Annotated in this window: 17 protein-coding genes and 3 pseudogenes; 10 read left to right on the forward strand and 10 right to left on the reverse strand. The window is 69.7% G+C overall.

All coding sequences use genetic code 11. The features are described 5' to 3' along the window. Positions 1-172: 172 nt before the first annotated feature. The 4 genes from ACFCZ1_RS04105 to ACFCZ1_RS04120 all read right to left on the reverse strand — a co-directional run bounded on the left by ACFCZ1_RS04105 (position 173) and on the right by ACFCZ1_RS04120 (position 8,970). Positions 173-1,402, reverse strand: a complete 1,230-nt coding sequence (locus ACFCZ1_RS04105; RefSeq protein ID WP_376676798.1) for a S8 family serine peptidase — start codon at positions 1,400-1,402, stop codon at positions 173-175. An 85-nt stretch (positions 1,403-1,487) separates the two neighbouring features. Continuing rightward, entirely contained in the window at positions 1,488-4,832 is a 3,345-nt protein-coding gene (locus tag ACFCZ1_RS04110) for a right-handed parallel beta-helix repeat-containing protein (protein ID WP_376676799.1), read from the reverse strand. Between the two features lie 720 nt (positions 4,833-5,552). Continuing rightward, positions 5,553-6,881 (reverse strand): hypothetical protein, encoded by a 1,329-nt coding sequence (locus tag ACFCZ1_RS04115; protein WP_376676800.1) that lies wholly within the window; start codon positions 6,879-6,881, stop codon positions 5,553-5,555. Between the two features lie 337 nt (positions 6,882-7,218). Next, positions 7,219-8,970, reverse strand: coding sequence for an FG-GAP repeat domain-containing protein (locus ACFCZ1_RS04120; RefSeq protein ID WP_376676801.1), 1,752 nt, complete (start codon positions 8,968-8,970; stop codon positions 7,219-7,221). 1,635 nt (positions 8,971-10,605) lie between these two features. Here ACFCZ1_RS04120 and ACFCZ1_RS04125 point away from each other — a divergent pair. Then, positions 10,606-10,890: a hypothetical protein gene (locus ACFCZ1_RS04125; RefSeq protein WP_376676802.1), complete on the forward strand. Its 285-nt coding sequence runs from the start codon at positions 10,606-10,608 to the stop codon at positions 10,888-10,890. A 133-nt stretch (positions 10,891-11,023) separates the two neighbouring features. On the opposite strand, the gene ACFCZ1_RS04130 is transcribed toward ACFCZ1_RS04125, so the two are convergent. Together ACFCZ1_RS04130 and ACFCZ1_RS04135 are read right to left on the reverse strand one after the other, a co-directional pair. Next, positions 11,024-11,686 (reverse strand): response regulator transcription factor, encoded by a 663-nt coding sequence (locus tag ACFCZ1_RS04130; protein ID WP_052873581.1) that lies wholly within the window; start codon positions 11,684-11,686, stop codon positions 11,024-11,026. After that, positions 11,683-12,735: a sensor histidine kinase gene (locus ACFCZ1_RS04135; protein WP_376676803.1), complete on the reverse strand. Its 1,053-nt coding sequence runs from the start codon at positions 12,733-12,735 to the stop codon at positions 11,683-11,685. The genes ACFCZ1_RS04130 and ACFCZ1_RS04135 overlap by 4 nt, the downstream gene beginning before the upstream one ends. A 334-nt stretch (positions 12,736-13,069) precedes the next feature. Here ACFCZ1_RS04135 and ACFCZ1_RS04140 point away from each other — a divergent pair, with 334 nt between their 5' ends. The 3 genes from ACFCZ1_RS04140 (at position 13,070) to ACFCZ1_RS04150 (ending at position 15,311) form a co-directional block, all read left to right on the forward strand. After that, positions 13,070-13,990, forward strand: coding sequence for an ATP-binding cassette domain-containing protein (locus tag ACFCZ1_RS04140; RefSeq protein WP_376676804.1), 921 nt, complete (start codon positions 13,070-13,072; stop codon positions 13,988-13,990). Continuing rightward, positions 13,987-14,820 (forward strand): ABC transporter permease, encoded by an 834-nt coding sequence (locus tag ACFCZ1_RS04145; RefSeq protein ID WP_376676805.1) that lies wholly within the window; start codon positions 13,987-13,989, stop codon positions 14,818-14,820. Before ACFCZ1_RS04140 ends, ACFCZ1_RS04145 begins: the two co-directional genes overlap by 4 nt. A gap of 251 nt (positions 14,821-15,071) precedes the next feature. After that, positions 15,072-15,311, forward strand: coding sequence for a hypothetical protein (locus tag ACFCZ1_RS04150; protein ID WP_376676806.1), 240 nt, complete (start codon positions 15,072-15,074; stop codon positions 15,309-15,311). A 78-nt stretch (positions 15,312-15,389) separates the two neighbouring features. Here ACFCZ1_RS04150 and ACFCZ1_RS04155 read toward each other — a convergent pair whose 3' ends face one another. Further along, positions 15,390-15,785: a hypothetical protein gene (locus tag ACFCZ1_RS04155; protein WP_376677096.1), complete on the reverse strand. Its 396-nt coding sequence runs from the start codon at positions 15,783-15,785 to the stop codon at positions 15,390-15,392. A 407-nt stretch (positions 15,786-16,192) separates the two neighbouring features. On the opposite strand from ACFCZ1_RS04155, the gene ACFCZ1_RS04160 reads away from it, so the two are divergent. After that, on the forward strand, positions 16,193-17,833 hold the full coding sequence (locus tag ACFCZ1_RS04160; RefSeq protein WP_376676807.1) for an alpha/beta fold hydrolase: 1,641 nt from the start codon (positions 16,193-16,195) through the stop codon (positions 17,831-17,833). A 137-nt stretch (positions 17,834-17,970) separates the two neighbouring features. Here ACFCZ1_RS04160 and ACFCZ1_RS04165 read toward each other — a convergent pair. Continuing rightward, positions 17,971-18,249 (reverse strand): annotated as a pseudogene (locus tag ACFCZ1_RS04165) (ATP-dependent DNA ligase); the annotation flags it as partial. A 156-nt stretch (positions 18,250-18,405) separates the two neighbouring features. On the opposite strand from ACFCZ1_RS04165, the pseudogene ACFCZ1_RS04170 reads away from it, so the two are divergent. After that, positions 18,406-18,557: pseudogene (locus ACFCZ1_RS04170) on the forward strand (transposase); the annotation flags it as partial. 64 nt (positions 18,558-18,621) lie between these two features. On the opposite strand, the gene ACFCZ1_RS04175 reads toward ACFCZ1_RS04170, so the two are convergent. Continuing rightward, the gene (locus tag ACFCZ1_RS04175; RefSeq protein ID WP_376676808.1) at positions 18,622-19,674 is read right to left on the reverse strand and encodes a ferritin-like protein; all 1,053 of its coding nucleotides are present in this window, start codon (positions 19,672-19,674) and stop codon (positions 18,622-18,624) included. Positions 19,675-19,912: 238 nt separating this feature from the next. Here ACFCZ1_RS04175 and ACFCZ1_RS04180 point away from each other — a divergent pair. The 4 genes and pseudogenes from ACFCZ1_RS04180 to ACFCZ1_RS04195 all read left to right on the forward strand — a co-directional run. Beyond that, positions 19,913-20,892 (forward strand): annotated as a pseudogene (locus tag ACFCZ1_RS04180) (IS110 family transposase); the annotation flags it as partial. A gap of 117 nt (positions 20,893-21,009) precedes the next feature. Then, complete coding sequence (locus ACFCZ1_RS04185) at positions 21,010-22,365, forward strand: tyrosinase family protein (RefSeq protein WP_376676809.1); 1,356 nt, start codon at positions 21,010-21,012, stop codon at positions 22,363-22,365. 1 nt (position 22,366) lies between these two features. Next, positions 22,367-22,867: a hypothetical protein gene (locus ACFCZ1_RS04190; RefSeq protein WP_376676810.1), complete on the forward strand. Its 501-nt coding sequence runs from the start codon at positions 22,367-22,369 to the stop codon at positions 22,865-22,867. Between the two features lie 246 nt (positions 22,868-23,113). Continuing rightward, entirely contained in the window at positions 23,114-23,980 is an 867-nt protein-coding gene (locus ACFCZ1_RS04195; protein ID WP_376677097.1) for an IS5 family transposase, read from the forward strand. Between the two features lie 299 nt (positions 23,981-24,279). Here the strand turns inward: ACFCZ1_RS04195 and ACFCZ1_RS04200 are convergent, their stop codons facing one another. Continuing rightward, a complete protein-coding gene (locus tag ACFCZ1_RS04200; RefSeq protein ID WP_376676811.1) occupies positions 24,280-24,603 on the reverse strand; it encodes a hypothetical protein in 324 nt (107 codons plus the stop codon). Positions 24,604-24,840 lie beyond the last annotated feature (237 nt).

The raw sequence follows: 24,840 nt of genomic DNA on the forward strand, positions 1-24,840 counted from the left end.
CGGTGGGGCCGCGGCGTCCTCGCCCGTCCCGGACGCGCGGCGCCTCCGCCCCGCCGGGCGCGTTCCTCGCCGTACAGCCGCCTCGCCCGGCACGGACCTGTGGACGGGAATCCAAGCGGGCGCGGAGCCGGCGCCGAGCGCGAAGGGGCCGCCCCGTCCGGTGGTAGTCGCCCTACCCCTCAGCGGGCGGCGACGCCTCGTTCCCGGCCGGACGCCACCTGCGGGCACGGCCCTTCGGGACGACAACGGCTGCCCAGGAGACCACCAGGAGCAGTCCGACGCCCGCACCCGCCGACACGAGGGCGCGTCGCGTCGCGCGGGCGCCCACCTGGTCCGTCTCCAGGCGCACCGGCCGGGAACCGCCGGCCTGCGCCGCGGGGTCGGAGGACGCGCCCGGCACCGTGGTCAGCGCACCGTACGGGTCGAGGCGGGGCACGCCCGCCGGGTACGCGGTGGTGATCAGTCTGCGTGCCGTCTCAGCGGCTGAGAGGCCGGGGTGGGCGGACCGCACCATGGCGGCTGCCGCAGCGGTGTAACCGGCGGCGAGAGACGCTCCGGAGCCGATGAAGTGGCCCTGGCCGCTGGGACCGATACTCAGCACGCCGTCGCCCGGGGCTGCGAGGTCGGCGTGCCGGGGCGGGTACGCGCCCAGCGGGCGCTGCCCCCGCACGTCGACGTCGACGACGGACAGGACGCCTGATTCGGCCGCCGGCCAGTAGTCGGCCGGCGGCGGGGCGGAGGACGTGGCATCCCCGGCGGCGTCCGGCACCGCGGCCGCCACGATCAGCGCGTCGTGCCGGGCCGCGTAGGCGACGGCGTCGTGGAGGCCGGAGGAAGTCTGCGTCAGGGCCGGGGAGACCGCGATGACCCGGGCCCCGGCGTCCACCGCCGCGCTGATGCCGGCCGCGACCGTGGCGGCGGTCGCCGTACCCCGTTCGTCCGTGCCCCGCACGGCCACGACGTGTGCCTGCCGGGCCGCTCCGGAGAAGCCGACCCCGTCCACGGGGGCGGCGGCGATCAGCCCGGCTACGAAAGTGCCGTGGCCCACGCAGTCGTCGCCCGCCCCGCCCAGGGCGGTGACCCGGCCCGCCAGAGCGGGCGCCTTGAGCGACACGCCGGTGTCCACGACGGCCACCGTCACCCCGGCACCGGTGCCGAACCGCCGGCTCCGGGTCAGCTGCAGGTTCTGCTGCTCCCAGGGCACGGCCTCGGCCACCGTGTCGGAGCCACCGGTGCAGGAGGCGCCGGACGCCAGCCGGGACGGCAGCACGGGCAGTCGTACGGGGTCCCCCGGCGCGGCGCCGGCCTGGGGTGCCGCCCCGATCACCACCATGGGCGCGCAGAGCACGGTGACAAGGGCCGGCAACGCGTGGTGGAGCCTGGGGCGGCGCATCGTGTTCATCCTCGGAACGGAACGGGCGTGGAACGACCCCCACGGGGCCCGCTCCGGGGCCGGGGCGGGAACGGAGGCTGTTCCAGGACTCGGGTCACCGGGACACCGCTTCCCCGAACAGCGCTTCCCCGAACAGCGCATCCTGGGGAAGCAGCAGACGCAGGTCCTCCAGTCCGGGGGCGGCCATCGCGCTCAGCCGGCCGGCCTGACGCGTCATCATGCCTTCCAGTACCTGGCGGGCGAGTCGCGCGTTGCCGAAGGCCCGGTCACGCGGAAGCGACTCGAAGTACGTGCGCAGCGCCTGGCCGGTGCCCGGCCCACACTCGTATCCGGCGGTGACCGCGTGCTGGCGCACGATGGTGACCAGTTCGTCCGAGGAGTAGTCGGCGAACTCCACCCGCCGCGAGAAGCGGGAGGAAAGGCCCGGGTTGGAGGTCAGGAAGCGCTCCATCTCCTCCGTGTAGCCCGCGACGATGACCACCACCTCGTCGCGGTGGTCCTCCATGAGCTTCAGGAGCGTGTCCACCGCCTCCTGCCCGAAGTCCGATCCGGAACCCGGACCGGTGGGAGTGAGTGTGTATGCCTCGTCGATGAACAGCACTCCGCCCAAGGCTCGTTCGAAGACCTCCCGGGTGAGCTGCGCCGTGTGACCGACATACCGGCCGACGAGGTCGGCACGGGCCACCTCCACGAGCTGGCCCCGTGGCAGCACGCCCAGCGAGACCAGCAGCTCGCCGTAGAGCCGCGCCACCGTGGTCTTTCCGGTGCCCGGCGGACCGGTGAAGACCAGGTGGTTGCTGATGCGCGGTGCGGGCAGCCCCACGGCCTCCCGGTGACGGGTGACGGACAACAGGTTGACGAGGTCCGTGACGTCGCGCTTGACGGCCGCCAGGCCCACCAGGTCACCCAGCCGCGCCAGCGGGTCATCGTCCGGACTGCCGGCGTCAGCGGTGACCTCACGAGCGGCTTCCTCCCCGATGTCCTCGGGAAGCAGTAGCCGGAGGTCCTGGTCGGTCATGTCCGTGAGCGTGGACAGCCGGGACGCCTGGCGGTCGACCATCTGCTCGAACACCTGGCGGGCCGCGCGGCCGTTGCCGAAGGTCGCGTCCTTGGGTATCCGCTCGAAGTGCACGGCGAGGGCCTTGCGGGCGGTGTCCCCGAGTTCGTACTGGTGACCGGCGCACATGCTCTCGACGATCGCCACCAGTTCGGACACCGCGTAGTTCTCGAACTCCACTGTCCGGGAGAACCGCGATGCCAGGCCGGGGTTGGACGCCAGGAACGCCTCCATCTCGGCGGAGTAGCCCGCCGCGACGACGACCACGTCGTCGCGGTGGTCCTCCATGAGCTTGAGGAGGGTGTCGACGGCTTCCCTGCCGAAGTCGGCGCCGGAGCCGCGGCCGTCGGAGAGCAGGGTGTACGCCTCGTCGATGAACAGCACGCCCCCGAGGGCCCGGTTGAACGCCTCCGTGGTCTTGATGGCCGTTCCACCGATGACCTGCGCCACCAGATCGGCCCGCGAGACCTCGACGAGGTGTCCCGAGCGCAGAGCGCCGAGTTCGGCCAGGATCGCCCCGTACAGCCGGGAGACGGTGGTCTTGCCGGTGCCGGGTGGGCCCGCGAACACCAGGTGCCGGCCCATCGGCGGGGCGGGCATGCCCAGTTTGGCGCGGCGCTGGGCCATCCGGGTGAGGTTGACCAGCGTACGCACCTGTTGTTTGACGTTGTCCAGGCCGATGAGGGCGTCAAGGGCGGCGAGGGGCCCGTCCGCTCTGCCGAGCCGGGCGTCCTCGCCCTCGGCGCCACCCTGCCCGGCGGCGCCCGCGCCGTCGGAACCGGAGGAGCCCCAGGCGTCCCGCTTGCCGTTGCCGGTGCTGGTCAGTCCGTCGACGGCCAGCCGGTCACCGGGCCGGGACTGGACCAGGCCCCCGCCGCCGCTGTCCCGGACAGTGCAGTTGACCACGGATACCGGGTCGGTGGAGTCGACGCGCAGGCCGTCGTCCGCGCTCCCGCCGATCTCGCAGGAGTTGAACGAGCCGCGTCCGCCGTCCGAGACCAGGACACCGTGGCGCCCGCTGCGAGCTACCCGGAGCCGGGTGGCGGTCATCTCCCCGCCTCCCTCGACGGTCACGCCCGACTCGACGGCCTCGGTGATCTCCAGGTCCCGCACCGTCATGATGCCGTCGTCGCCGACCGACAGGCCGCTCGCGCCGGGCGAGAGGACGGCTCCGCCCCCGATGTATACGTTGCCGTCGTCCTCGGCCCTGATGCCACAGCCGCCGGCCCGCTCCACGGTGCTGTCCTCCAGACGGCCCCGGCCGTCCTTCACCACCTCCACGCCGTGGCCGCGCGGCGCGTTGATACGGGCACGCCTGACCAGCGGGTTGGCTCCGGTGCGGATGGAGATGCCGGCGCCCAGGGCGTCGGTGACATCGAGCCGGTCCAGTTCGGCGGCCGACTCCTCCTCCAGCAGTACCGCGGTCGTCGCGCAGTCGCGGACGGTCAGGCCGACCAGGACCGGAGAGGCGTGTCCGTTCACCCGGAGGGCGGGGGCCTCGGCCGCGTCCAGCCAGCAGTCCTCGTATGTCCCCCGGGAGCGGTCGGTGACCAGGAGGCCATGGCTCTTGGTGCGTGCCGTACGGCAACGCCGGACCACCGGGTCGCTGCCGCCATTGACCACGATGCCGACGCCGGTGGTACCGGTGACGCGCACGTCCTCAAGTTCCGTGGCGGCCTGGCTGGCCAGCTGGACTCCCGTGCTGGTGTCGTGCACCACGGTACGCAGCACCCGGATCGAACTGTGCTCCTCCAGAGCGATCGCGGGCTTGTCGGTCGAGGAGATGTCACACTCCTCGACCGATCCCTGGGCCTCTCCGTTGGCAAGGACACCGTTGCCGCGGGCGTCGCGGACGACGCAGCCGCGCAGGGTGATCCGGCCGCGTTCGCCGATGACCACACCGGAGGTGCCGAGGTGTTCGATGGTGCAGGACTCCAGGGAACTCTCCACGGTGGACGTCACCACCACTCCGGCGCCGCCCGGATTACTGACCCGGCAGTCCCGAAGGGCCAGCGAGCCGCCGGCCCGGGCGAGCAGAGCCGTCCAGGCAGAGCCGGTTATCTCGCAGCCTTGCATGGCCATCTGGCCGCGCGGCGCGTCGATGACCGGCAGTTCCTCGTCGCGTCCGCGCAACACCAGGTCGGTGAGCATGACCGCTTCGGCCTTGAGCACCAGCGCACTTCCACGGCGTGGGGTTATCTGCACACTACCGCGAGCCTGTGCCGCCACGATGGTGACCGGGGTGGTGATGGTCAGGCTCTCCGCGTACGTCCCTGGAGCCACACTGACCACCGCGCCACTACGCGCCCTGGTCAACGCCTCACCGATCGTCCGAAAGCCGTCGGGTCCCTCCGGGCTGACCGTAAGTACCTGGCGTGACAAGCGTGTTCCTCCTTACATGTGGCCCCGCAGGACCACGAGCCCCCGATTGCCTGGCGGCGCCGTCACGCAACGCTCAGCCCCTCGCATCGGACCGGTGCGCCACCGACCACCAGCACCGCACGGCCTTCGGCGTCCGGTCCGACATCGTGGCACCGGGACCCGTTTTCGGCACCGAGTTCACACAACACCGCCTCGTAGTTCCGCAAGCCGCTGATATTGGAGGACGGCCGAAGAGCACCACTACGGCACGCAGGACTGCCTGCCTGTGCCACGCAGCACAAGTCGGGCATGCGGCGCGGGCTCTTTGAGGGTTCGAGGGTGGACCCGGGATGCCGACCAACAACGGCCGCCCTGGGACCGGGGGAATAGCCTGGGGCGACCGACGAACAACACCGTACGGTGCCCATCAGGGACTCATGGGCAACCGGCCCCAAGAGGGGTCAGAGGGGCAAGCTGATCGTCCCTTCCGGACATGATCGGACCTGACAATCCCCTCGAACTGTGGAGTCCTTCCTATGCGGCCAGTCTCACGACGGTTGAACCGAGCTTGCATCGCGTGAGCGGCGGCGACGCCTGATGGCCGCCACCGCCGCGCAGGCCCCCGCGCCGTCCTGCGTGAATCCCCGCCGGAGGCCCCGCGGCACCTGGCCGGCCGAGGAGTACGCCTCCGACGCGCCCGGGGAACGCGGGCGCAGGGCTGCTCACGGGGTGGCTGGCAGTTCAGCGCTTGGGGTAGACGCTGAGGACGGCGTGATGGGCGAGGTCAGCCGCAGGGTCTTTGTCGTTCTGCGGCGCCGACTCGTACAGGGCCACATCGCCGGATACACGGGTTGGAAGGGTGACGCCACTGAGTTCGGCGTGGCTTCCGGTGGCGATGTCGACCGAGACGGGTATGCCCGTTCCGCTCGGTGTCCTGGCCTTGCCGTATGCGGTGCCGGCGTTGTCCACCCCCACGAAGTCCACCCGGGCGGTCTCCTGGGTGCCCCCGAAGCAGTAGCCCTTCTTGGCCTGGAGGTCGAAGGCCGTGTAGGCGGTGACGAGATAGCGCCCGTTGTCACTGAGTACGGCCTGGTTCTCCGAGCCGACCGCACTCTCGTTCAGGCCGTTGCATGGCAGCGCGTACACAGGGTTGCCCCGGCTTTCGTCATGCAGTGCCCACACATAGTTCATGGGCAGTCCGAGCGCGGAGTGTGCTTCGTCCTTGGACGGCCACTGGGCCACGACATATCCGCCGCGTACACCGTGCGATGTTCCGCTTTCGATCCCGCTCGACTCTTGCGCTCCAGCTGGGACGATTGCCTGCCCTGGCCACGCGTCGGTCAGCTGGAAGGTTCCGTTCACGGACCCGGTGATCCTAAGCAGGTAGTCCCGACTGCGTGAGTCCTGGGGTGCGGCAAGCACTCCGGTTGTCACGTCGACCAGTGTGACTTCCTTATCGTTGCCGAACGCGAGAGTGCCGTTCGCGTCATGAGGGCGGGCGCTGCTCCCAGCCCCGGGGATGCTCACCTGCCGTGCCGGAGCCACGTCCTTGCCAGAGGAATCGGCCGCGAAGACCGAGGCCTTGGCGATGCTGGTGCCGCGCGAAATCGCATCCTTCCCCTCTTGGAGCGCGGCCACGAGGACCGCATAGTCCTTGCCGTCTTTGCTGGTCACGAAGAGTTTCACGTCATCTTCCTGGAAGTCGGCCGTGCGCTCACTCGGCTTCCAGGGTGCACTCGACCAGCGGACGGCTCCGGTGGTGGCGTCGCGGGCTTCCACACCAAACGCGGTGCCGTCCTCGTAGGCCTTGCGGAACAGCACCAGCTGAGAGTGGGGGGCAACGGTCGGCTGCGTTAACCGCTCCGCCTGCACCACGGCCCACCCTTTACTGCCGTCGAACGCGGGCGGAACCTTTGCCTGCTCGGCCCTGTGCGCCGAAGACGCCGGTTCACCAGTTGCGGACGGTATGCCGTCCCGGGGCTGGGGTGCGCTGTTCTTCTGCGACGAGCCGCAGGCTCCTAACGCCGCCATGACCGCTGCCGCCAGCACAACACTCTGGAACTTCTTCATCTTGGCCTTCGCTCTCCGGATACGGCATGTCCTCGCAAGCTATCCGTCTACCGCGCCCCGCACACAACCCTTATGAAACTCAAGTAGGCAAGGTCGTAGACGCCCACCTGCACATCCATCTGCCGCGCGTCCTTCAGCCTCCTCGCGCAGTCGGCGGGCCCACACGGTGCGCGTGCGGCACGCCCTGCTCCGCGTCGCGGAGACGGTCCTCCCCGCCGTCCCGGGGTGGCCCCCGGCCGGCTCACGCGGCGGCCCGAGTCGGGCGCGGGCCCGGTCGCCGGCCAGGGCCGGCGGGCGGGCCCGCGCCGTCGCTCTCAGCGGCCCGGGGCCGCGGGGGTCAGAGCATGTTCTTGTAGATGTTCCACCCGGTGCCGAACTTCACCCGGGGGGCGAAGGTCGCGGTGCCGGTCTTGCCCGTCGAGGTGTACGTGTACACGTCGCCTCCCGGGAGCCGGGCCATCAGGTCGCCCTTGCTGTCGCCGTTGATGTCGCCCGGGACGAACAGCGTGTCGTACTGGTTGAAGCCGCTGCCGACCTGCTCCCGGGCGGCGAACGGCGCGCTGGCCGTGCCGGTGCCCTTGTAGAGGAAGAGACCGCCGGCGGTGTCCCGGGCGAGCAGGTCGGGCCGCCCGTCCCCGGAGTAGTCGCCCGCGCCGACGAGGGTGTTGTAGCCGTTCCAGCCGGTGCCGACCTTGATGCGCGTGCCGAACTTCGTGTACAGCAGGCCGTCGCCGGGGTGCAGCCACAGGACGCCGGCGGAGTCACGGCTGACCAGGTCGCCCTTCCCGTCGCCGGTGAGGTCGCCGGGGCCGGCCATCATGGTGTAGTTCCACGACGTACTGACCTTCACGCCGCGGACGTAGAGGTCGGTGCCGATGTTCTGCACGTAGCTGGCGTGGTTGTGGCTGTTGAGGCCCGTGGCGTACGTGTTGCGGGAGCCGGGCGTCTCCTTGCCGGCCGCGACCGGCGGCGACAGGTAGTCGCCGTTGGCCAGGGCGTAGTACTTGGCCAGGACGTTGTCGGCCTGGGTCATCACGTTCTGGCCCTTGCCGAAGAGCGATGTGGTGCCCGCGCCGACGATGAACTTGTTGAGTTCGTAGCCGCTGCCGAAGTAGGCGGGGGCGGCGAACTTGCCGCCGCCGATCGACTTGAACCAGTACTCCACGCCGTCGTGGTTGCGGGCGAGCAGATCGCTGCGGCCGTCGCCGTCGCCGTCGTCCGAGCCGGTGATCACGTTGTACGTGTTCCAGCCGGTGCCGACCTTGACGCCGGGCTTGAGCGGGGCGGTGGCGCTGCCGGCTCCCTTGTGGAACCACAGCTCGCCGGCCAGGGTACGGGTGAGGACGTCGCCGATGCCGTCGCCGTCGACGTCGTTGGCGCCCACGACCTGGTCGTAGATCCCCCAGCCGGAGCCGACCTTGACCCGGGAGTTGAAGGGCTTGCTGACCGTCCCCGTTCCGGTGTACAGCCACAGGTCACCGGCGGGGTCCCGGGCCAGCAGATCGGGGCGGCGGTCGCCGGTCAGATCACCGGTGGCGATGAGCCGGTTGTAGATCTGCCAGCCGCGGCCCGACCACAGAGGCGCCGAGGTGCTCTTCACACCCGCCTCATAGAGCGTGAGCACGCCGTCGAAGGTGAGTGAGAGGAGTTCGGGCTTGGTGGTGCCGCCGACGTCGCCAACCGGCAGCAGGTCCTTGAACGAGGCCTCGGGGTCGGGATCCGTCTTGTAGATCGTGTAGTCGCTCCAGGCCTTGATCGACGACAGGTAGACGGCCGTGACCTGGTCGTACTCCATGACGATCATGTCGCTGACGCCGTCGCCGTCGACGTCGTGCCGCGGCTTGGCGGCAGCGGCCACCTGGGCCGGGACCCTGGTCGGCATGACGACGGTCGGGAGCCCTTGGCCTCCGGCCGTTCCGGTCACGGCCGACGGCCCCGGCGCCGGCACGGCCGGGCTCGGCACGGCCAAGCTCGGCGCGGCGACGCTCGGTGCGGCGGCCAGAGCGCCGACGGCCAGGATGAGAACGCTCCCGGCGGCCAGGGCGCGCAGCCGTCTGCACTGCGGTGACGTGCGGTGCGATGTAGTCAAGATCCCCCCTGAGGATCGAGCCGTGGGGCTCTGCCCTGGCACACGTCATGTGTGTGTCCGGGATCATGCATCCGTGCGTGAACGGCCCCCCGCTTCCGTCCGTGCACGCTAAGCCCCGTCACCGACGTTCACGTCGGCACGATCACTCCGGTTCCCGTTCCCCGCACATCAGTTGGGCTTCCGGCACCGGGCGAGTGAGGACGACGTGCCGGCGCGTCCCCTGCTCAGGGCCGGCGGTCAGGTGCAAGTGGACGGTCTTGCCGCTCTCGGCGACCGGCCGGACCTCCACCGCGTCGGCCAGCCGGTTGATCAGCGGCCAGCCGTACCCCTCCCCGCCGTCGGCCGGCCGGCGCCGGCGCGGCGGGTCGGGCCGGCGTCTCTGGCGTCGACGCCGCGCAAGACCAGGCCTTCTTCACCACCCACTTCACCGGCGCCCGAGCCGCCGCCGACGAACCCGACCAGGCCGCCATCACCGCTTCGGCGAACGGATCGACTGCGGGCTTGGACGGGACGGGCGTCATGCGCGGTACCCCGGTAACGGCCGCTGGCCCGACCGGGCCACGGGCCGCCGCCCGCGGCGTTGCGGTGCGTGCGGTGCGCGCCGGGCCCGACCGGGCGGCGGTGCGCCGGCCGCAAGGGCCGCCGGGCGCAGCAGCGCAGATCAGCGATGGCGACGAGGTGGTCGCCCACGGGGACTTGGTCCCCGACTCGCAGTTCGGTGGGCGGGCAGTCCACCGCCACATGCCCCGGCGGCACCCGCACCGCATCCCGCCCCGCCCCAGCTCCCGCACCGCTGCTGCCGGCCGTTCTCCGCCCTTTGACACGCCACGGTGCGCGCGATCCAGTGGAACCCGCCCGCGTCCGCGAGGCGGACCACGAGCGGGGACGGATAGAGCCCGACGACCTCACCGTTGGCCTCCCGGTCACGGTCGAACACTGCATCTCCGACCGTGAACCGGCCGCCCGTCACCGGTGGCCTTCCTGCGCGCAGCGCTTCATGAGCACCTGCATGTCGGACCCAGGCCCGATGGCGCGCGATCACCGGCGCCCACCTCGTCCCGCTGGTCCGCGCCGGGGCCCGCTTCGAACGCGGTCAGCTCGTCGAACGCCCCAAAGACCTCGCAGCATGAACGTGCTCGGCTGACACACTGAGGCCGAAGCGCAGAACCGCACAGAGGACCCGGACGCCCGTGCTGAACCCGTTCGAGTCACCACAAGCCTGGCGGGACATTCTCCGCCGACAGGTGACCGACGGCATCATGCAGCCCGCCAACAGGTGGCCGGACGCCAACCTGCGCACGCCCGCCGAGATCCGGCAGGCAGGCGAACTCGCCGAGCGACGTCCCGTGGGACGAGGCCGAAGGGTACGCCCTGCCAGGGATGCGCGACGCGGACCTGATCGCCGAGCTCACGGCGGTCCACGGCGGGAAGGTGGCAGCGGGATGAGGGAGGAGAGCGCGGGGAAGGCCGCAGAGGCAGGGCGTCGAACCGGTGGTGGCGCAGGTCCGGTACCGCCCGGGCGTCCGGCGCTGAGCTTCTCGCCGCGCGGGGTGAGGGCATCACGGACCTGTTTGTTCAGTGCACTGAACTCTGCGGCGGAAACCTTGGGCACGGCGGAAGGGTCGTACACGCCGGATGCCACCGCTGTGGCAGCGGCCTGCCGGTGAGTCCCTCTGGGACTGCGAGGAACGGGTCCGGCTCCTGGGCATGGCCCAGGAGCCGGACCACCCCGAAACCCTGGAGCGGATCACGGCGCTGCGCGACGGCCCGATGGATACCCCTGATGTACGGGCTGGCGCCGAAGCACGGCTGGCCGCCACGACCACCCCGTGCTTGCCCTGGCCCGATCTGGACAGTCAGGAGCCGCGGTGCCTCCCGTTCTCGCGAACATCGGCCGCGGACGACGACGGAGAGGACTGAGCCAGGCCAAAATCGGCTGGTTCCGTCCACAGCCGCAGGGGGTGGCGTGGCAATGGCTGCTCCTTCGGCGGCTCGTACACGAGACGGGAGTGACAGGACGTCTCCGAACTCACCATGGGGTCCAAGGACACCCTCAGCGAGGCAGCGTGACGAGCCCCATTTCATAGGCGGTGATCACGAGCTGGACCCGGTCCCGGGCGCCCAGTTTGGTGAGCAGCCGTGACACGTGCGACTTGGCGGTGGCCACGGTGATGAAGAGGTCTTCCGCGATCTCGGTGTTCGACCTGCCGCGTCCGACCAGGGTCAGCACTTCCCGTTCCCGTTCAGTGATGCCCTCGATTGGCCGTGGGGGGCGCTCCGGGACAGCTTCGGGGCGCCCGACGAAGTCGGCGATCAGACGGCGCGTCACGCCCGGCGCGATCAGTGCGTCGCCGGCGGCGACCACGCGCACCGCCGCGAGAATGTCGTCCAGCGCCATGTCCTTGACCATGAAGCCGCTCGCGCCGGCCCGGAGCGCGCCGTAGACGTAGTCGTCCTCGTCGAAGGTGGTCAGGACGAGAACACGGGTCGTCGCCGGGCCAGCCATGATCAGGCGGGTGGCCTCGATCCCGTCCATGCCGGGCATCCGGATGTCCATCACCACGACGTCGGGGCTGACATCTTGGACCAGCTGGACCGCCTCAGCACCGGTGCAGGCCTCACCGACGACCTCCAGGTCGGGGTGATCGGCCATGAGTACGCGCAGGCCGGACCGCACCAGCGGCTGGTCGTCGGCGAGCACCACCCGGACGGTCATCGGGCCTCCACCGGAATTCCGACGCGTGCGGCCAGTGGCAGCCTGGCCGCCACCCGGAAGCCGCCCTCGGTCCGCGGCCCGGCGCTGAGGTCACCGCCCAGCAGGGCGACCCGCTCCCGCATCCCGATGATGCCGAAGCCGCGGGCCGAGCCGTCCTCGGTGGCGCCGCGCCCGTCGTCGACGACCTCCAGGGACAGCTCCTCCGCCTTGTAGTCGATGGCCACCCGGCAACGCCCGGTGCCCGCGTGACGGACGACGTTGGTCAGCGCCTCCTGCACGATCCGATAGGCGGACAGATCGATGTCGGCGGGCAAAGGACGCTGCTCCCCGCTGCGGCGCACGTCAACGCGTACCCCCGCATCTGCGGTCGCTGCCGCCAGCTGTTCGACGTCCGCCAGCCCCGGCGAAGGTGCGAGCGGTGAGTGCTCCGATACGGTCGCGCCCAGGTCGGCCTGACGGAGCGAGACCAGCGTGCGCCGAAGACCCGACAGAGTCTGCCTGCTGGTGGTCTCGATGGCGCGCAGGGCCTCGCGGGCCTCGGCGGGCTGGGTCTGGATGACCCGGCTGCCCACACCGGCCTGGATGGCGATGATGCCGATACTGTGCGCGACCATGTCGTGCAGCTCCCGTGCGATCCGCAGCCTTTCGGCGGTCACGGCCTTGGCCACCTCCTGCGAACGTAGCGCCACCGCGTGCTCGCGGCGCTCGCGACTCAGCAGACCGACCGTGCAGGATGCGGCCATCGCCAAAAGGGCGATCACGACGTTGACGGTCAGGTTGTCCCCGTGCGCGAAGACGCCGATGACCAGGAGCTGCACGGCGAAAGACACAGCCACGGCGGCGAGCGAGGCTCGCCGAGTGCAGGTGGCGACGATGAAGCCCAGGACGAGATCCACCGCCAGAAACGACAGGAACTGGCCCTGATAACCCACCGACATGTCCGCATGGACGGAGCTTGGAGTGCCCACCACCACGGCGGTGGATCCGAAGAGTGCCATGGCCAGGGCCGGCAGCGGCCTCCGTCGCACCACGCCGACGAGCAGGCTCACGGCCAGCAGCGACCCGACACCGTGGACCGTGCTCGATGCCCGCGGGGCGCCTCCCACCAGCAGACCCACCATGAGGAGGTAGAGGGCACCCCCCGCCCAGGCCACCGTCTTGGTTCTCGTCATCGGCGGCGTGCCCCCGTCTCGGGAGCAAGGCCGCGGTGCGCGACACGCACAGGCAAGGGGGTGATCGTTATGAGGTCCACGCCGCGAGACTAACCGGCCCGCCGCCCGCGCGGCATCAGCCCCGGGACGTACGCCCACGGGCCAACCCGGCCGCACGATTGCCTCCCACGGCCCCATGTCCGGACGGGGTCCTCTCGGCAGTGTGGGTGCCGTGATCGAAGTCAACGAACTCACCAAGCGCTACGGCAGCAAGACGGCCGTCGACCATCTGTCCTTCACCGTGCGGCCGGGCCAGGTCACCGGATTCCTCGGCCCCAACGGAGCCGGCAAGTCCACCACCCTGCGGATGATCCTCGGCCTGGACGCGCCCACCACCGGCTCCGCCACTGTCAGCGGCGTCCCGTTCCACCACCACCCGCGCGGACTGCGGCACGTCGGCGCCCTCCTCGACGCCGGACAGGTCCACGGCGGCCGCAGCGCCGCCGCCCACCTGTCCGCCCTGGCCCGCAGCAACGGCATCCCGCGGCGCCGGGTGGACGAGGTGCTCCAGGAAGTGGGGCTGGCCGGGGCGGCGGGCCGTCGCATCGGCGGATTCTCCCTCGGCATGAAGCAGCGGCTGGGGATCGCCACCGCCCTGCTCGGCGACCCGCCCGTGCTCATGTTCGACGAGCCGATCAACGGCATGGACCCGGAGGGCGTGCTCTGGGTACGCCGGCTCTTCCGGCGCCTGGCCGCCGAGGGGCGTACGGTCTTCCTCTCCAGCCACCTGATGTCGGAGATGGAGAACACCGCCGACCAGCTGGTAGTCATCGGCCGGGGCCGCCTCATCGCCGCCGAGTCGCTACGGGACTTCGCGGCCCGCGGCACCCGCCGCAGCGTCGTGGTCGCGACACCACAGGCCGCCGAGCTGGCAGCCGTGCTGACCGCGGCGGGCGCCACGGTCGAGCCGGAAGGCTCGGCGGGCGCCGAGAAACTCGCCGTGACCGGGCTCCCGGCGGACCGCATCGGAGCGCTCGCCTTCGAGAACCGCATCCGCGTGGACGAGCTGACCACCCACACCGCCTCACTGGAGGCGGCCTTCATGGAACTCACCGCCGACAGCGTCGAATACCAGGCAGGACAGCCCCGATGACCACACTCGCCTCCGTCTCCCCGACCGCCTCGGCCGCGCCCCTCGCCGGGCCACCCGCCCGCTTCCGCGACCTGCTCGCCTCCGAGTGGATCAAGATGCGGTCCCTGCGCTCCACGCCATGGACGATCGCCCTCACCGTCCTGTTCGTCATCGGGTCCTCCGCCGTGGCCACGCTCGCGGACAACGCCGCCCGTTCCGGCCCCGCTGACTTCCTGCCCTACGACGCCTATCCGCCGGCCGGCTACTGGACGCTGATGCTCGTCGCCGGCACCATGGGCGCCCTCACCGTGGTGAGCGAGTACAGCAGCGGCCTGATCCGCACCACCACCGTGGCCGTCCCCGCCCGCGGCTCGGTGGTGCTGGCCAAGGCGGCCGTCACCGCCGCGCTGTGGACCGCGGTCGGCACGGTCATCTCCACCGGTTCCTTCCTGGTCTCCCAGGCCATCCTCAGCGGTCGGCACGCCGGGGTCCCACTCACTCACCCCGGGGTGTTCCGGGCGCTGGTGGCATCCGCCCTGCTGGCCCCGGTCTGCGCACTGATCGGGCTGGGCTTCGGCGTCCTGCTCCGGCACAGCGCTGCGACCATGGTCACCAGCGTCTTGACCCTGCTCATGCTGCCGCCCATGTTCTCGGAGAGCGATCGCTGGTCGGCGGACATCAACCACGCGATGGTGTCGGCGGCCTGGAAGCGCCTGGTCCAGAGCTGGGAGCCGGATCCCGGTTCTCTGGGCTACACCGCCACGGTCCCCGGCTCCTGGATCGTGTACGCGCTCTGGCCGCTGATCACGGTCGCACTCGCCGTGCTCGTCGTCAGGCGCCGCGACGTGTGAGCGTGCCTCCAGGACGCGTACATCGTGCCGTGAAGGCATTCTCCGGAAGCAAGGCCCCGGTAGGACCATCGGAACCGAAGCCGGCGACAGCCTCCGTCGGCCCTGGCAGGCGGCTGACGGAGCGTCGACTGCGGTGCGATGCGCTCAGTCTCTGAGGCAGGCAGCTTCGCGGCAGACGAAGACGTAGCCCAGCTGGCCGCCGAGGTTCACCGCGGTCTGCGCGCAGATTCCAGCATCGTGCGGTCCACTCGGTGGACGATGTTCTGCATCGTCACCACAGCCAGGGCGCGCGCATCGCGGCGGAGGCCGTCGACAACTTCACCGCTGTGAAGGCCGACAATGCCCGCCTGCGCCGCGACAAACGCGAGCTCGCCGAGCCGCTCGAACTCGCCATCGCCGCCATTCAGCGCCTCACCGTGGACAACGACCGGTTGCGAACCGCACTGCACGAAGCACGCTCCATCGCCCCACTACCCCGGCGGCCACGCTGACCGCTCAGTTTGCCGTTTGACCGGCTGCCCATCCTCACCGAGGGATTGCAGGTCCCCGATCCACTCGAAGCGTGGTACTCAGGCTGGGCCCGCCGAGCCTCGTTCGTCCTCAACGTGGACGACGTGAAGCTCGGTGCCGTCCCGGTGGCGCTTGGAACGTCCGAACAGCCCTACAGCGATGTGTGACTGGTCCTGCGGCTCATCGGGGCCGACATAGGTAAGGACGTCGCTGTGATGACCGGTGACGACCCATCCCGCGACGTCCTTGAGGTCGATCACCTCAAAGTCTCCTGCCGAAGATCCGGCGTGCGCCGGGCCGAACTTCTTCAGGAGGTCGGTGGCGTGTTCGGCAAGCTGCCCGTCCGGAGCGGTCAGCACGACACAGGTGCCATGCTCGAACAGCACCAACGACTTGCGAGGGTCGGCGAGAAGCTGCTGCCAGACATCCAGTCTCTCGGTGCTCACGCCGATCATCATGCCGCAGGGCATCGACACAGGGTGACGATCGGCCGACAGCTCCTGCGCATACGCGACTCCTGACCATGCGGGCCTACCAGTCCCAGGCCGGGATGGCGCCCCGCAATCGGCTGAACCCGGTCAAGCGGTCAGCCGCGAACCCTGTCCACAAGATCCCTTGTCGCTAGTTGTCGTCGGTTGTCCTCCCTAAGGGGGAGGGGACTACGAGTGGACGGGCGGGTCCGTCCCGGAAGCCCCGGCGGATACGGGGATCTTGAGGATGAGTCTCGGCCACGTGTCCGGATTTCAGGTGGTACGCGCGGGGGACGGAAGATCCGTTCTTGGGAGGGATCCGGTCTGACCTGCTCGTCCAACACAGTGGAGGCGCAAGCGATTTCACCCGACGAAGGAACGTGACCACGCGCATGAAACGTCTCCCACGGCTGCTCTCCACCGCCGGACTCCTCGCCGCCGCCCTTCCCGGGCTGGCGACGCCATCGGCCTCCGCCGCCCCGACCCCCGCGTACCTGCGACAGACGCCGGCCTGGCACCGCTGCAGCCCCGATCGGCCGGCGGCGTACGAGTGCGCCACCCTCAAGGTGCCGCTCGACTACCAGCGTCCCGAAGGGCGCACCCTGAACCTCGCCATATCCCGGATGAAGAGCGAGAACCCCGCCAAGCGGCGTGGCGTCCTCCTCCTCAACCCCGGCGGCCCCGGGACCTCGGGGCTCTACCGGCCGATACGGACGAATGCCGAGATGCCCAAGGACGTCCGCGACCGCTACGACCTCGTCGGCTTCGACCCGCGCGGCGTCGGCGAGAGCAGCCCGATCGGCTGTGGTGATCTGAGTGAAGCGGAGGTGGGCGTCGGCGGGGCCTACCGGCCCGAGACCTTCGCCTCGGACGTGTCCTGGGCGCGCGGAATCGCCGACAAGTGCCGTGAGAAGTCGGGCGATGTGATTCCGTACATCACCACCCGCAACACGGCGCGCGACATGGACGTCATCCGCGCCGCACTGGGGGAGCGGACGGTCTCGTACCTGGGCTACTCATACGGGACGTACCTCGGCGCGGTGTACTCCCAGATGTTCCCGGAGCGCACCGACCGGTTCGTCCTGGACAGCGGCGTGGACCCGGGGCGCGTCTGGCGCGGCATGATCCAGGCGTGGGGGACCGGAGCCGAGCCCGCCTTCGAGCGGTGGACGCGGTGGGCGGCGGAGCGCTCGGACACTTATGGGCTCGGCGCCACACCCGAGGCGGTCTCGGCCACCTTCTGGGCGCTGGTGGCGCGGGCCGACCGGGACCCGATCATCCACTACGGGGAGAAGGTGACGGGTGACTACATCAGGGCCGACCCGTCGCTCTTCTTCGATCCCCACGGTGCCTCGGTCGTCGTCAAGTCCATCAAGGCATCGGCCGACAAGGCGCCCCAGCCGCCGGGTGGCACCGCTCCGGGCGGCATGGCTCCGGGTGGCACCGCTCCGGGCGCGAGCGGGAAGGGCGCCGACAGGAAGGGGCCCGGCGCGCAGTCACCGCTCGGCGGCGTCCGGGCCGCCGGCCCGGACGTCGACGCGGGAGGGGCGTCGGAAGGTCCGGACGCCGTTCCCGCCAGCAACGCCACCGCCGTGTACTGGGCCGTGGTGTGCGGGGACACGGACAGCTGGCCCCGCGATCCGGAGCAGTACGCGCGGGACGCGGCGCGGGACAAGGTGAAGCACCCCCTGTACGGGGACTTCGCGTCGAACATCAAACCGTGCGCCTTCTGGCAGCGGCCGCTGGAGCCCGCCACGCCCATGAAGACCCGGGCCGATGTCCTGACCGTGCAGAACGAGTGGGATCCGATGACCCCGCTCAGCACCGGCCAGGGGCTGCACCAGGCGCTCAAGGGGTCGCGGATGGTGCTGGCGCTGGGGGGTGAGGGGCATGGTGTGTATCTCTCCAACCCCACGGCCTGCGCCAACATACCCGTCAACGCGTACCTGTCGACGGGACGACTGCCCGCGAAGGACGTGACCTGCCACAACCCGCCGCCCACCCCGGATCCGGAGGGTGCCGGAGCCCGCTGACGACAGGGCCCGGCCGCCCGGCCCCGCTGCAATCGGCTGAACCCGGTCAAGCGGTCAGCCGCGAACCCTGTCCACAACAGGCCCTCGACGCCGGACACCTCGGTCCAGGACTCCAGCCACTCCCGGGCCTTGGCCAGGTCTGTCGTCATGGGGCAGAGCATCCAAGGGGCCGTCAGCCGGTGATCGGTGAACAGGCCCTCCAGCCGGGCGCGGCGTTCGGCGTAGGGGCGGTTCAGCTGCTCTTCTCCGTCTTGTTGCAGGACGTCGAACGCGACGAGGTAGGCCGGCCAGCGGGCGGCCAGGGCGGGGGCGCCGCGGCGGGCGGCGGCCCGGCGCTGCAGCGACTCAAACGACAGCCGGCCCGCCTCGGCATCCCAGACCAGTAGCTCGCCGTCGAGGACCAGGCCGTGCGGCAGCTGCTCGGCAGCTGCTCGGCAGCTGCTCGGCGGCCGCCACCAGGTCGGGGAACCGGTCCTGGATCATCGACCCGCGCCGGGTCTGCAACAGCACCCGGCCGCCCGGCCCGGCCGGGGTGAACAACAGCGCCCTGGGGCCTCACCCCGATCCCGAAACGCTGGGCAGTCGAACGGAACTACGGCTGGCTCATGCTCCGCCACCGCCTGGCCCGGGACTACGAGACCCTTCCAGCCCTCTCCGAAGCCGCGATCCACGTTGCCATGACCGCCTGATGGCACGCCGCCTCACCGGCGAGCACCGTCACTGACGCGATCCGACACCACAGGCCAAACACCTGATTCCGCGATAAAGCACTGGGAGAAAGCGACCTCTCACTCCTCGACGTACAGGAACTCCGGCCCGTATGTCTTCCCGCTGCCGTCGGGCAGCTCCAGCTGAACGAGCTTCCGCGCCTCGGTGCGCATCCCGCCCATGTGGCCGATCGCCGGGAACAGCATGTCCGAGTCACCCGTCAGCCAGGCTGCCTCCAGCGCCCGCAGCATTTCGCTGAAATGTGTGTTGAACGCTGCGAGCACCTGCTGAACCTCGGGCGTGGGCGCGTTCAGCCCGCCGTTGACCCAACCGCCCTCGGGCACCCGCCCCATGGGGAAGGCCGGGGGCAGCGGGACATCGTCGCCCTTGAAGTCCCAGACGGCCGGATTCTCCGACACCTTGATCAGCTTCTTGCCGCGGAACATCTCCCGGAACACATAGAAGTGCGCCAGCTCGCCGGGCTTGCCGGGGAAGGGGTTCTCGGGTGAGGCGGAGGTGCCCTCGCCCTGCTCCCTGATGATCTCGATCGCGGCTCGCACCTTCTCGATGCTGTCGAGCGGAACGATCTTGTTGCCCTGGCCGTGGCTCTCGAGGGAGAAGTCGATCTGCCGGTCGCCGCTGATCAGGTGCTGGTGCGCCTCGAAGGCCTCTTCGATCGCGGTATAGAAGGCCCCGATGGTGGCGAAGGTCCCGAACTGGGCGACCGGGTGATCCGGGCGCTCGATCTCGGAGAACATTTCGACCGAGTCCTTGGTCAACCCCTCCAGGAAGACGATGAGTTCGGGCCGCACGCCCCCCGGCAGCGCGTGCTCGTACTTCGGCACCACCTTGGGATCGGCGAGGACCGGCGTCCCTCCGATGGCGGTGAGCATGTTGCACACCAGTCCCATATGGGTCATCTCATCGAAGATGATCTCCCGGATGCTCTTGGCAACCGTCGCGTTCGATTCCTTGATCGACCACAGGGCACTCGCGTACGGACCGATGGTCGCGATCTCCACCATGATCGCCTGCTGAAGGGAGTTCTTCAGCCACTCCGCATCGCGGTCCGCCGGGAGAACGCCCAGCAGCTCGACGATGGCGTTGCTCTCATACTCAAGGACCTGGGTCATGCCACACCTGCCTCATTTGTATACAGACAGGATGAAACGCTATCCGTCCGGCACGCCGGGCGGGCGAGGTGCGGGCGAGCCCCCGGACGGTTCACCCGATCGGGGCAGGCCGCCTCGAAGCCCGCGACCACGAACCCACCTTGGCTCGCCCCCCCGTTACCGTCTTCGTTGGCTCCGCAACGGGGCTACCAGCTCCCGGGCCCGGCATAACTCCCCCCTCGTTAACCATGGTCCGGGGGACGGCGGCAAGGGCGAACACCACGCCACCACCGTCACACCGGCGGGCAAAAGCGCGTTCGACAAACTCCTGCCCGACACCGAGCCCAAACTCCGTGAGCTCTTTGCGAAGTTCCAGGCCACGCACGGAACCGCACTGGTCGTCGTCGACCAGCTAGCCTCGATCGGGGCCCTGCCCCTGGCAGTGGCCCGGGACATGGGCTGCCCGGTCGCCTACCTGCCCGGACTAACGAGGGGCAGATCGCCGACCTCTCCCCCGGCGAGGCCAAGACTGACGCGAAGGACGCGTTCATCATCGCGGACGCCGCCCGCGCGATGCCCCACACGCTGCGGGCCACCGCTCTCGAAGACGAAGCGGTCGCCGAGCTGGAGATGATCGTCGGGTTCGACGACGACCTGACCGGCGAAGCCACCCGGGTCGCGAACCACCTCCACCGGCCTGCTCACCCAGATCCATCCGTTCCTGGAACGAGTACTGCAGCTGCGGTTGCAGCACCCCGCCGTCCTGGCCCTGCTCGAACGGTTCGGGTCACCGGCCCAGATCCGCAAAGCTGGCCGACGCCAGCTGGTCACGCTGCTGCGGACGAAAGCACCGCGGATGGCCGAGCGCCTGATCGAAGACATCTCCACCGCCCTGGACGAACAAACCGTGGAATTGCCTGGCACCGAGAGCAGCCGCCCTGATCGTCCCGAGCCTGGTCGGATCCCTCGCCGCCGTCCTTGACCAGCGCAAACTCCTGGCTGGGCGCATCGAGGAATGGCTGGAGAGGCCCACCCTCTTTCCAAAATCCTGAAAGAGCGCCCGTTCGAGTGCTTTTCTCCTCGCCGGTTCGCTGCGGATCGCGGTCCGCCTTCGCCGCCCTCGCCGACCCTTCCTCCAGGGCCTACTACGACAAGAAGATCAGCCGGGGCAAGCACCACACCCGAGCCCTGCTCTGCCTCGCCCGCCGCAGGGCCGGCGTGACCACCCGAACAGCTTGACCAAACTCATAGGGCCACAGCCCCCGACACCTCTCCACACGGACACACCACAACTGTGACGCGCGCCACAGCGCTCCTGCTGATACGTATAGGGAGAGCCGAACCGAAGGTGGAGCGATGGTCAGAAGCCGACGGGACATCAACTCCCTGAGCCCGAGCGAGCTGAGCGACTACATCCATGCGATCGACATCCTGCGCGCACGCTCGGCCGCCGATCCGGACGACGTGAGCGGGTACGACTTCCAGGCCGCGCTCCACAACGACGGGTCCGTCGGCCCGTGCGAACACGGCAGCGACCTGTTCCTGCCGTGGCACCGGGCTCACCTGCACTACTACGAGCAGCTGCTGCAGGCGGCGGACCCACCGAGAACGGCGAATGTCACCGTGCCGTACTGGGACTGGATCCACCCACAGGCGACGGGCAAGTTCCCGGCCGCGTTCTCGCAGCCCGGCCTGGACTCCGGTCGTAACGAGAACCTGTCGACGCCGCTGCCGGCGAACACCCTCGACATCGTGCTCCACGAGAGCATCCCGGCCGAGTTCGCCGGCTACGTGAAGGGCTCGCCGATCGGCAACAAGGGCCGGCTGGAGCGGGGCCCGCACGACTACATGCATCCCAACTTCATCGGCGGCCTGATGTCGAACCCGACCACGGCCGCGATGGACCCGATCTACTTCAGCTTCCACTGCTTCATCGACCTGCTCTGGGCCGAATGGCAGCGGCGCCACGCCATGCCCGCCCCCACCTCTCCGCAGAGCAAGCTGCGCGGCTTCCTGACGCAGCCCAAACACAAGGTCGCGGACTTCGCCGACACGCTGGCGCTGGGCTACCGGTACGAGTACACCGCTCAGCTCAACGCCGCGTTCGACGTACTCGCTCCGCCCACCCCGCTCCCCCTCCCGCCTCCGATCCTGGAGACGGTCCCGCTCACTCCGGTGTCCGACGCCGGGCTCGTAACAGAGCTGCGCGAGAAGGGACAGGTGCAGTTCGGCGTCGCTGCGGCCGCGTCGCACGCGGCACGGGGCGGGCGCGTGGGCCTGCGCCTGGAGGGGGTGAAGATCCCCCTGACGGGGAGCTATGTGCTACGGGCGTTCTTCCATCCGGTCGACGTCCCATACCGGCGCGACGACGAGGAGTTCGCAAAGCGCTTCGACATCGGGTACCTGGCGATGTGGCAGGCCCACCCGCACGGCGCAGGCACCGGACACCCCGGACACGACCACAGCCACCCCGGGACGGACACGCACGACCACGGCCACGCGGGACACGGAACGGAGCCGCACGACCACACGACCGTGGTCACCGCACGCTTCGACGTGACGACCGTGCTCGCCACCACGGCCGAAGCCGAGGAGCACCTGCTGACGCTCCAGTACATGGCCTCCCCCACGCCGGAGGGTGAGCCACAGCAGCCACCCGAGCTGATCGGGGAGATCACACTCAACAGCGTTCTGATGGAGGTGTACGGCTAGCATGCGCACTCCCGTGTTCGAGCTCCACATCCGGCCGATGTTCCGCGCCACCGACAAGGCCCACATGGGCTTCGCATTCGATCTGTGGGACTACAACGACGTCGTGGCGAATGCCGACACCATCCTGGCGCGGCTGCAGAGCGACATGCCGCCCACAGCGACCGGCGGCCCATGGCCGGAGGAGTGGATCACGCTCTTCCAGCGCTGGAAGGACGGCGCCCGCAAGCGTCTGGACCTCGGCACGGCCGCCTTCGCCCTCCAGCAGGGCACCACGAAGACCACCATCACCGCGACCGGTACCTTTCCGGCTGCCGGGGTCGTGGGCTGGCTGCAGCTGGAGAGCGAGACGGCCACCTCCAAGACCTACGTCCTGTACTTCGAAGCCCCGGACACCCCCGCGGGCGGCACGCCCCAGGCCTTCACCCTGAAGGAGAGCTACCCTTCCACCGACAGCCGGTCCGTCTTCGTCCATGACAGCGTTGGCACCCAGCAGCTTCACTGAGAGGTCGTTTTCACCTGTGCTGCCCGTGTATGCGGTGATTCCCGAAGTGCGGGATTGTGGTACGGAAGCGGCTGCAGATGTGGTTGGGGCCTGCGGGTCGGGTGGGGTGACAGGCGGGGCGGGATGCAGCTTGCGCCCGTCTCATCCCAGGACGCCCCACCCTCGCGGCTGTGTGCCTCCGTTGTCGTTGTCGTTGTCGTTGCCGTGCGCCTGGGCGCACTCGGCCCGGAGCGGTACGTCAAGATCATGCCGACGCGACGCCCGTATCCGAGTGATCTGTCCGATGCGCGCTGGGAGTTGATCGAGCCGATCCTCTCGGCCTGGCGCTTCGAGCGCCGCGGCAGAGCCCTGGACTTCGGCCGTCCGCCCGAGCACGACCTGCGCATCATGGACGCGATCTTGTATGTGGACCGCACCGGCGTCCAGTGGCGCTACCTCCCGCACGACTTCCCGCACTGGAACACGGTCTACGGATACTTCGCGAAGTGGCAGCAGGAAGGTGTGTTCGCACAGCTCAATGGCCTGCTCAGGCGACTCCTGCGGCAGAGGGAAGGGCGGGAGGCCGAACCTTCGGCCTGTGTGATCGACGCGCAGAGCGTCAAGACATCCTCCAGCGTCCCCGCCTCCAGCCAGGGCATCGACGCCGGAAAGAAGATCGTTGGACGGAAGCGGAGCATTGTCACCGACACGATCGGCCTCCTGCTCGCGATGCTGGTCACCGCGGCCAGCGTGCAGGACTCCGTCGCCGGCACCCAGCTCCTCGACCAGGTCGCCGCCGAACACCCAGGCATCCGCAAGGTCTGGGTCGACGGCGGCTACCGCCAACACCTCGTCGAGCACGCCGCCACCCTCGGCATCGACATGGAGGTCACCGCCCGCAAGCCCGGGACCAGGGGATCCACCCCCATCCCGAAGCGGTGGGCAGTCGAACGGACCTACGGCTGGCTCATGCTCCACCGCCGCCTGGCCCGCGACTACGAAACCCTGCCCGCCCGCTTCGAAGCCATGATCCACCTCGCCATGACCGACCTCATGGCACGCCGCCTCACCGGCGAGAACACCATCTCGTGGCGCGATCCGACACCAGCGCATCAAAGCCGCATCCAGGGATGAAACAACAGGATGAAATGACCTCTAAGAAGCACCGTTCGCCATGACAGTCCGCTCTCCGGAGGTGGACCGCCCCATGACAGTGACAACACGCCTGGACACCACCCACATGTCAGAGACGAACCTGCCTCCTGGTCATACAACCAGCACAGACGTGCCTGACTGACGACCTGCCACTGCCGGCAGCCCACTGACATCAAACCGGAATATCACACGAAGCTGGTCGGCTCATGTGTGAGCCCGGCCGCATTGAGGTCGGCCGGGCTCGGTGGTCACCCCTTGTACGGAAACGGGGGCGGCGGCTACCAGCTCCGCCACGCCGGGGCGGGGTAGCGGGGTGCGCGCCGCTTGCGGGCTTCGAGCCCGAGGAACGTGGCTCCCGAGGCGAGGGTCGCGAGGAACGACACCAACATGGCCAGCGGGAGCAGGACGCTGGCGGGTTCCCCCAGGCCCAGCCACAGCGCCGCCGTACCCATCGCCAGGGCCACCAGCAACGAAACCCTCGCCGTGAGCGACAGCCTGCCGCTCACCGCGACGAACGCGTACCCGACGAGCAGGCCCGGCGCGACGGCCACTATCAGGCCCAGGAACAACAGGAACAAGAAGACGAGCAAGGCGATGATCATGTCGTACCGACCTCCGGATCTCATGGCCAACTCGTGCCGAAAGCAGACGAATCGACGTCCCCCCGGTCCGGCAGGCCCTTCCGGACGCCATGCTGTCAGATTTTCTGAACACGTTCAACGCAGCTCGTGGACGGTGTCAACGAAGGCGCGGATCCGGGCGGTCTCGCCGGCCTTCGGCCCCAAGAACCCGTACTCGACGGGAGGGGCGTCAATGAAGGCGGACCCAGGCGATGTCGG

This window comes from Streptomyces sp. NPDC056224 (genome assembly GCF_042267665.1).
GTDB lineage: Bacteria > Actinomycetota > Actinomycetes > Streptomycetales > Streptomycetaceae > Streptomyces.

Bases quoted from the DNA above. Each gene is read 5' to 3' on its own strand.
- ACFCZ1_RS04105 (WP_376676798.1), bottom strand. From the start codon at position 1,402: ATGAACACGATGCGCCGCCCCAGGCTCCACCACGCGTTGCCGGCCCTT.
- ACFCZ1_RS04115 (WP_376676800.1), bottom strand. From the start codon at position 6,881: ATGAAGAAGTTCCAGAGTGTTGTGCTGGCGGCAGCGGTCATGGCGGCG.
- ACFCZ1_RS04125 (WP_376676802.1), top strand. From the start codon at position 10,606: ATGCCACCGCTGTGGCAGCGGCCTGCCGGTGAGTCCCTCTGGGACTGC.
- ACFCZ1_RS04130 (WP_052873581.1), bottom strand. From the start codon at position 11,686: ATGACCGTCCGGGTGGTGCTCGCCGACGACCAGCCGCTGGTGCGGTCC.
- ACFCZ1_RS04145 (WP_376676805.1), top strand. From the start codon at position 13,987: ATGACCACACTCGCCTCCGTCTCCCCGACCGCCTCGGCCGCGCCCCTC.
- ACFCZ1_RS04155 (WP_376677096.1), bottom strand. From the start codon at position 15,785: ATGATCGGCGTGAGCACCGAGAGACTGGATGTCTGGCAGCAGCTTCTC.
- ACFCZ1_RS04160 (WP_376676807.1), top strand. From the start codon at position 16,193: ATGAAACGTCTCCCACGGCTGCTCTCCACCGCCGGACTCCTCGCCGCC.
- ACFCZ1_RS04175 (WP_376676808.1), bottom strand. From the start codon at position 19,674: ATGACCCAGGTCCTTGAGTATGAGAGCAACGCCATCGTCGAGCTGCTG.
- ACFCZ1_RS04185 (WP_376676809.1), top strand. From the start codon at position 21,010: ATGGTCAGAAGCCGACGGGACATCAACTCCCTGAGCCCGAGCGAGCTG.
- ACFCZ1_RS04190 (WP_376676810.1), top strand. From the start codon at position 22,367: ATGCGCACTCCCGTGTTCGAGCTCCACATCCGGCCGATGTTCCGCGCC.
- ACFCZ1_RS04195 (WP_376677097.1), top strand. From the start codon at position 23,114: ATGCCGACGCGACGCCCGTATCCGAGTGATCTGTCCGATGCGCGCTGG.
- ACFCZ1_RS04200 (WP_376676811.1), bottom strand. From the start codon at position 24,603: ATGATCATCGCCTTGCTCGTCTTCTTGTTCCTGTTGTTCCTGGGCCTG.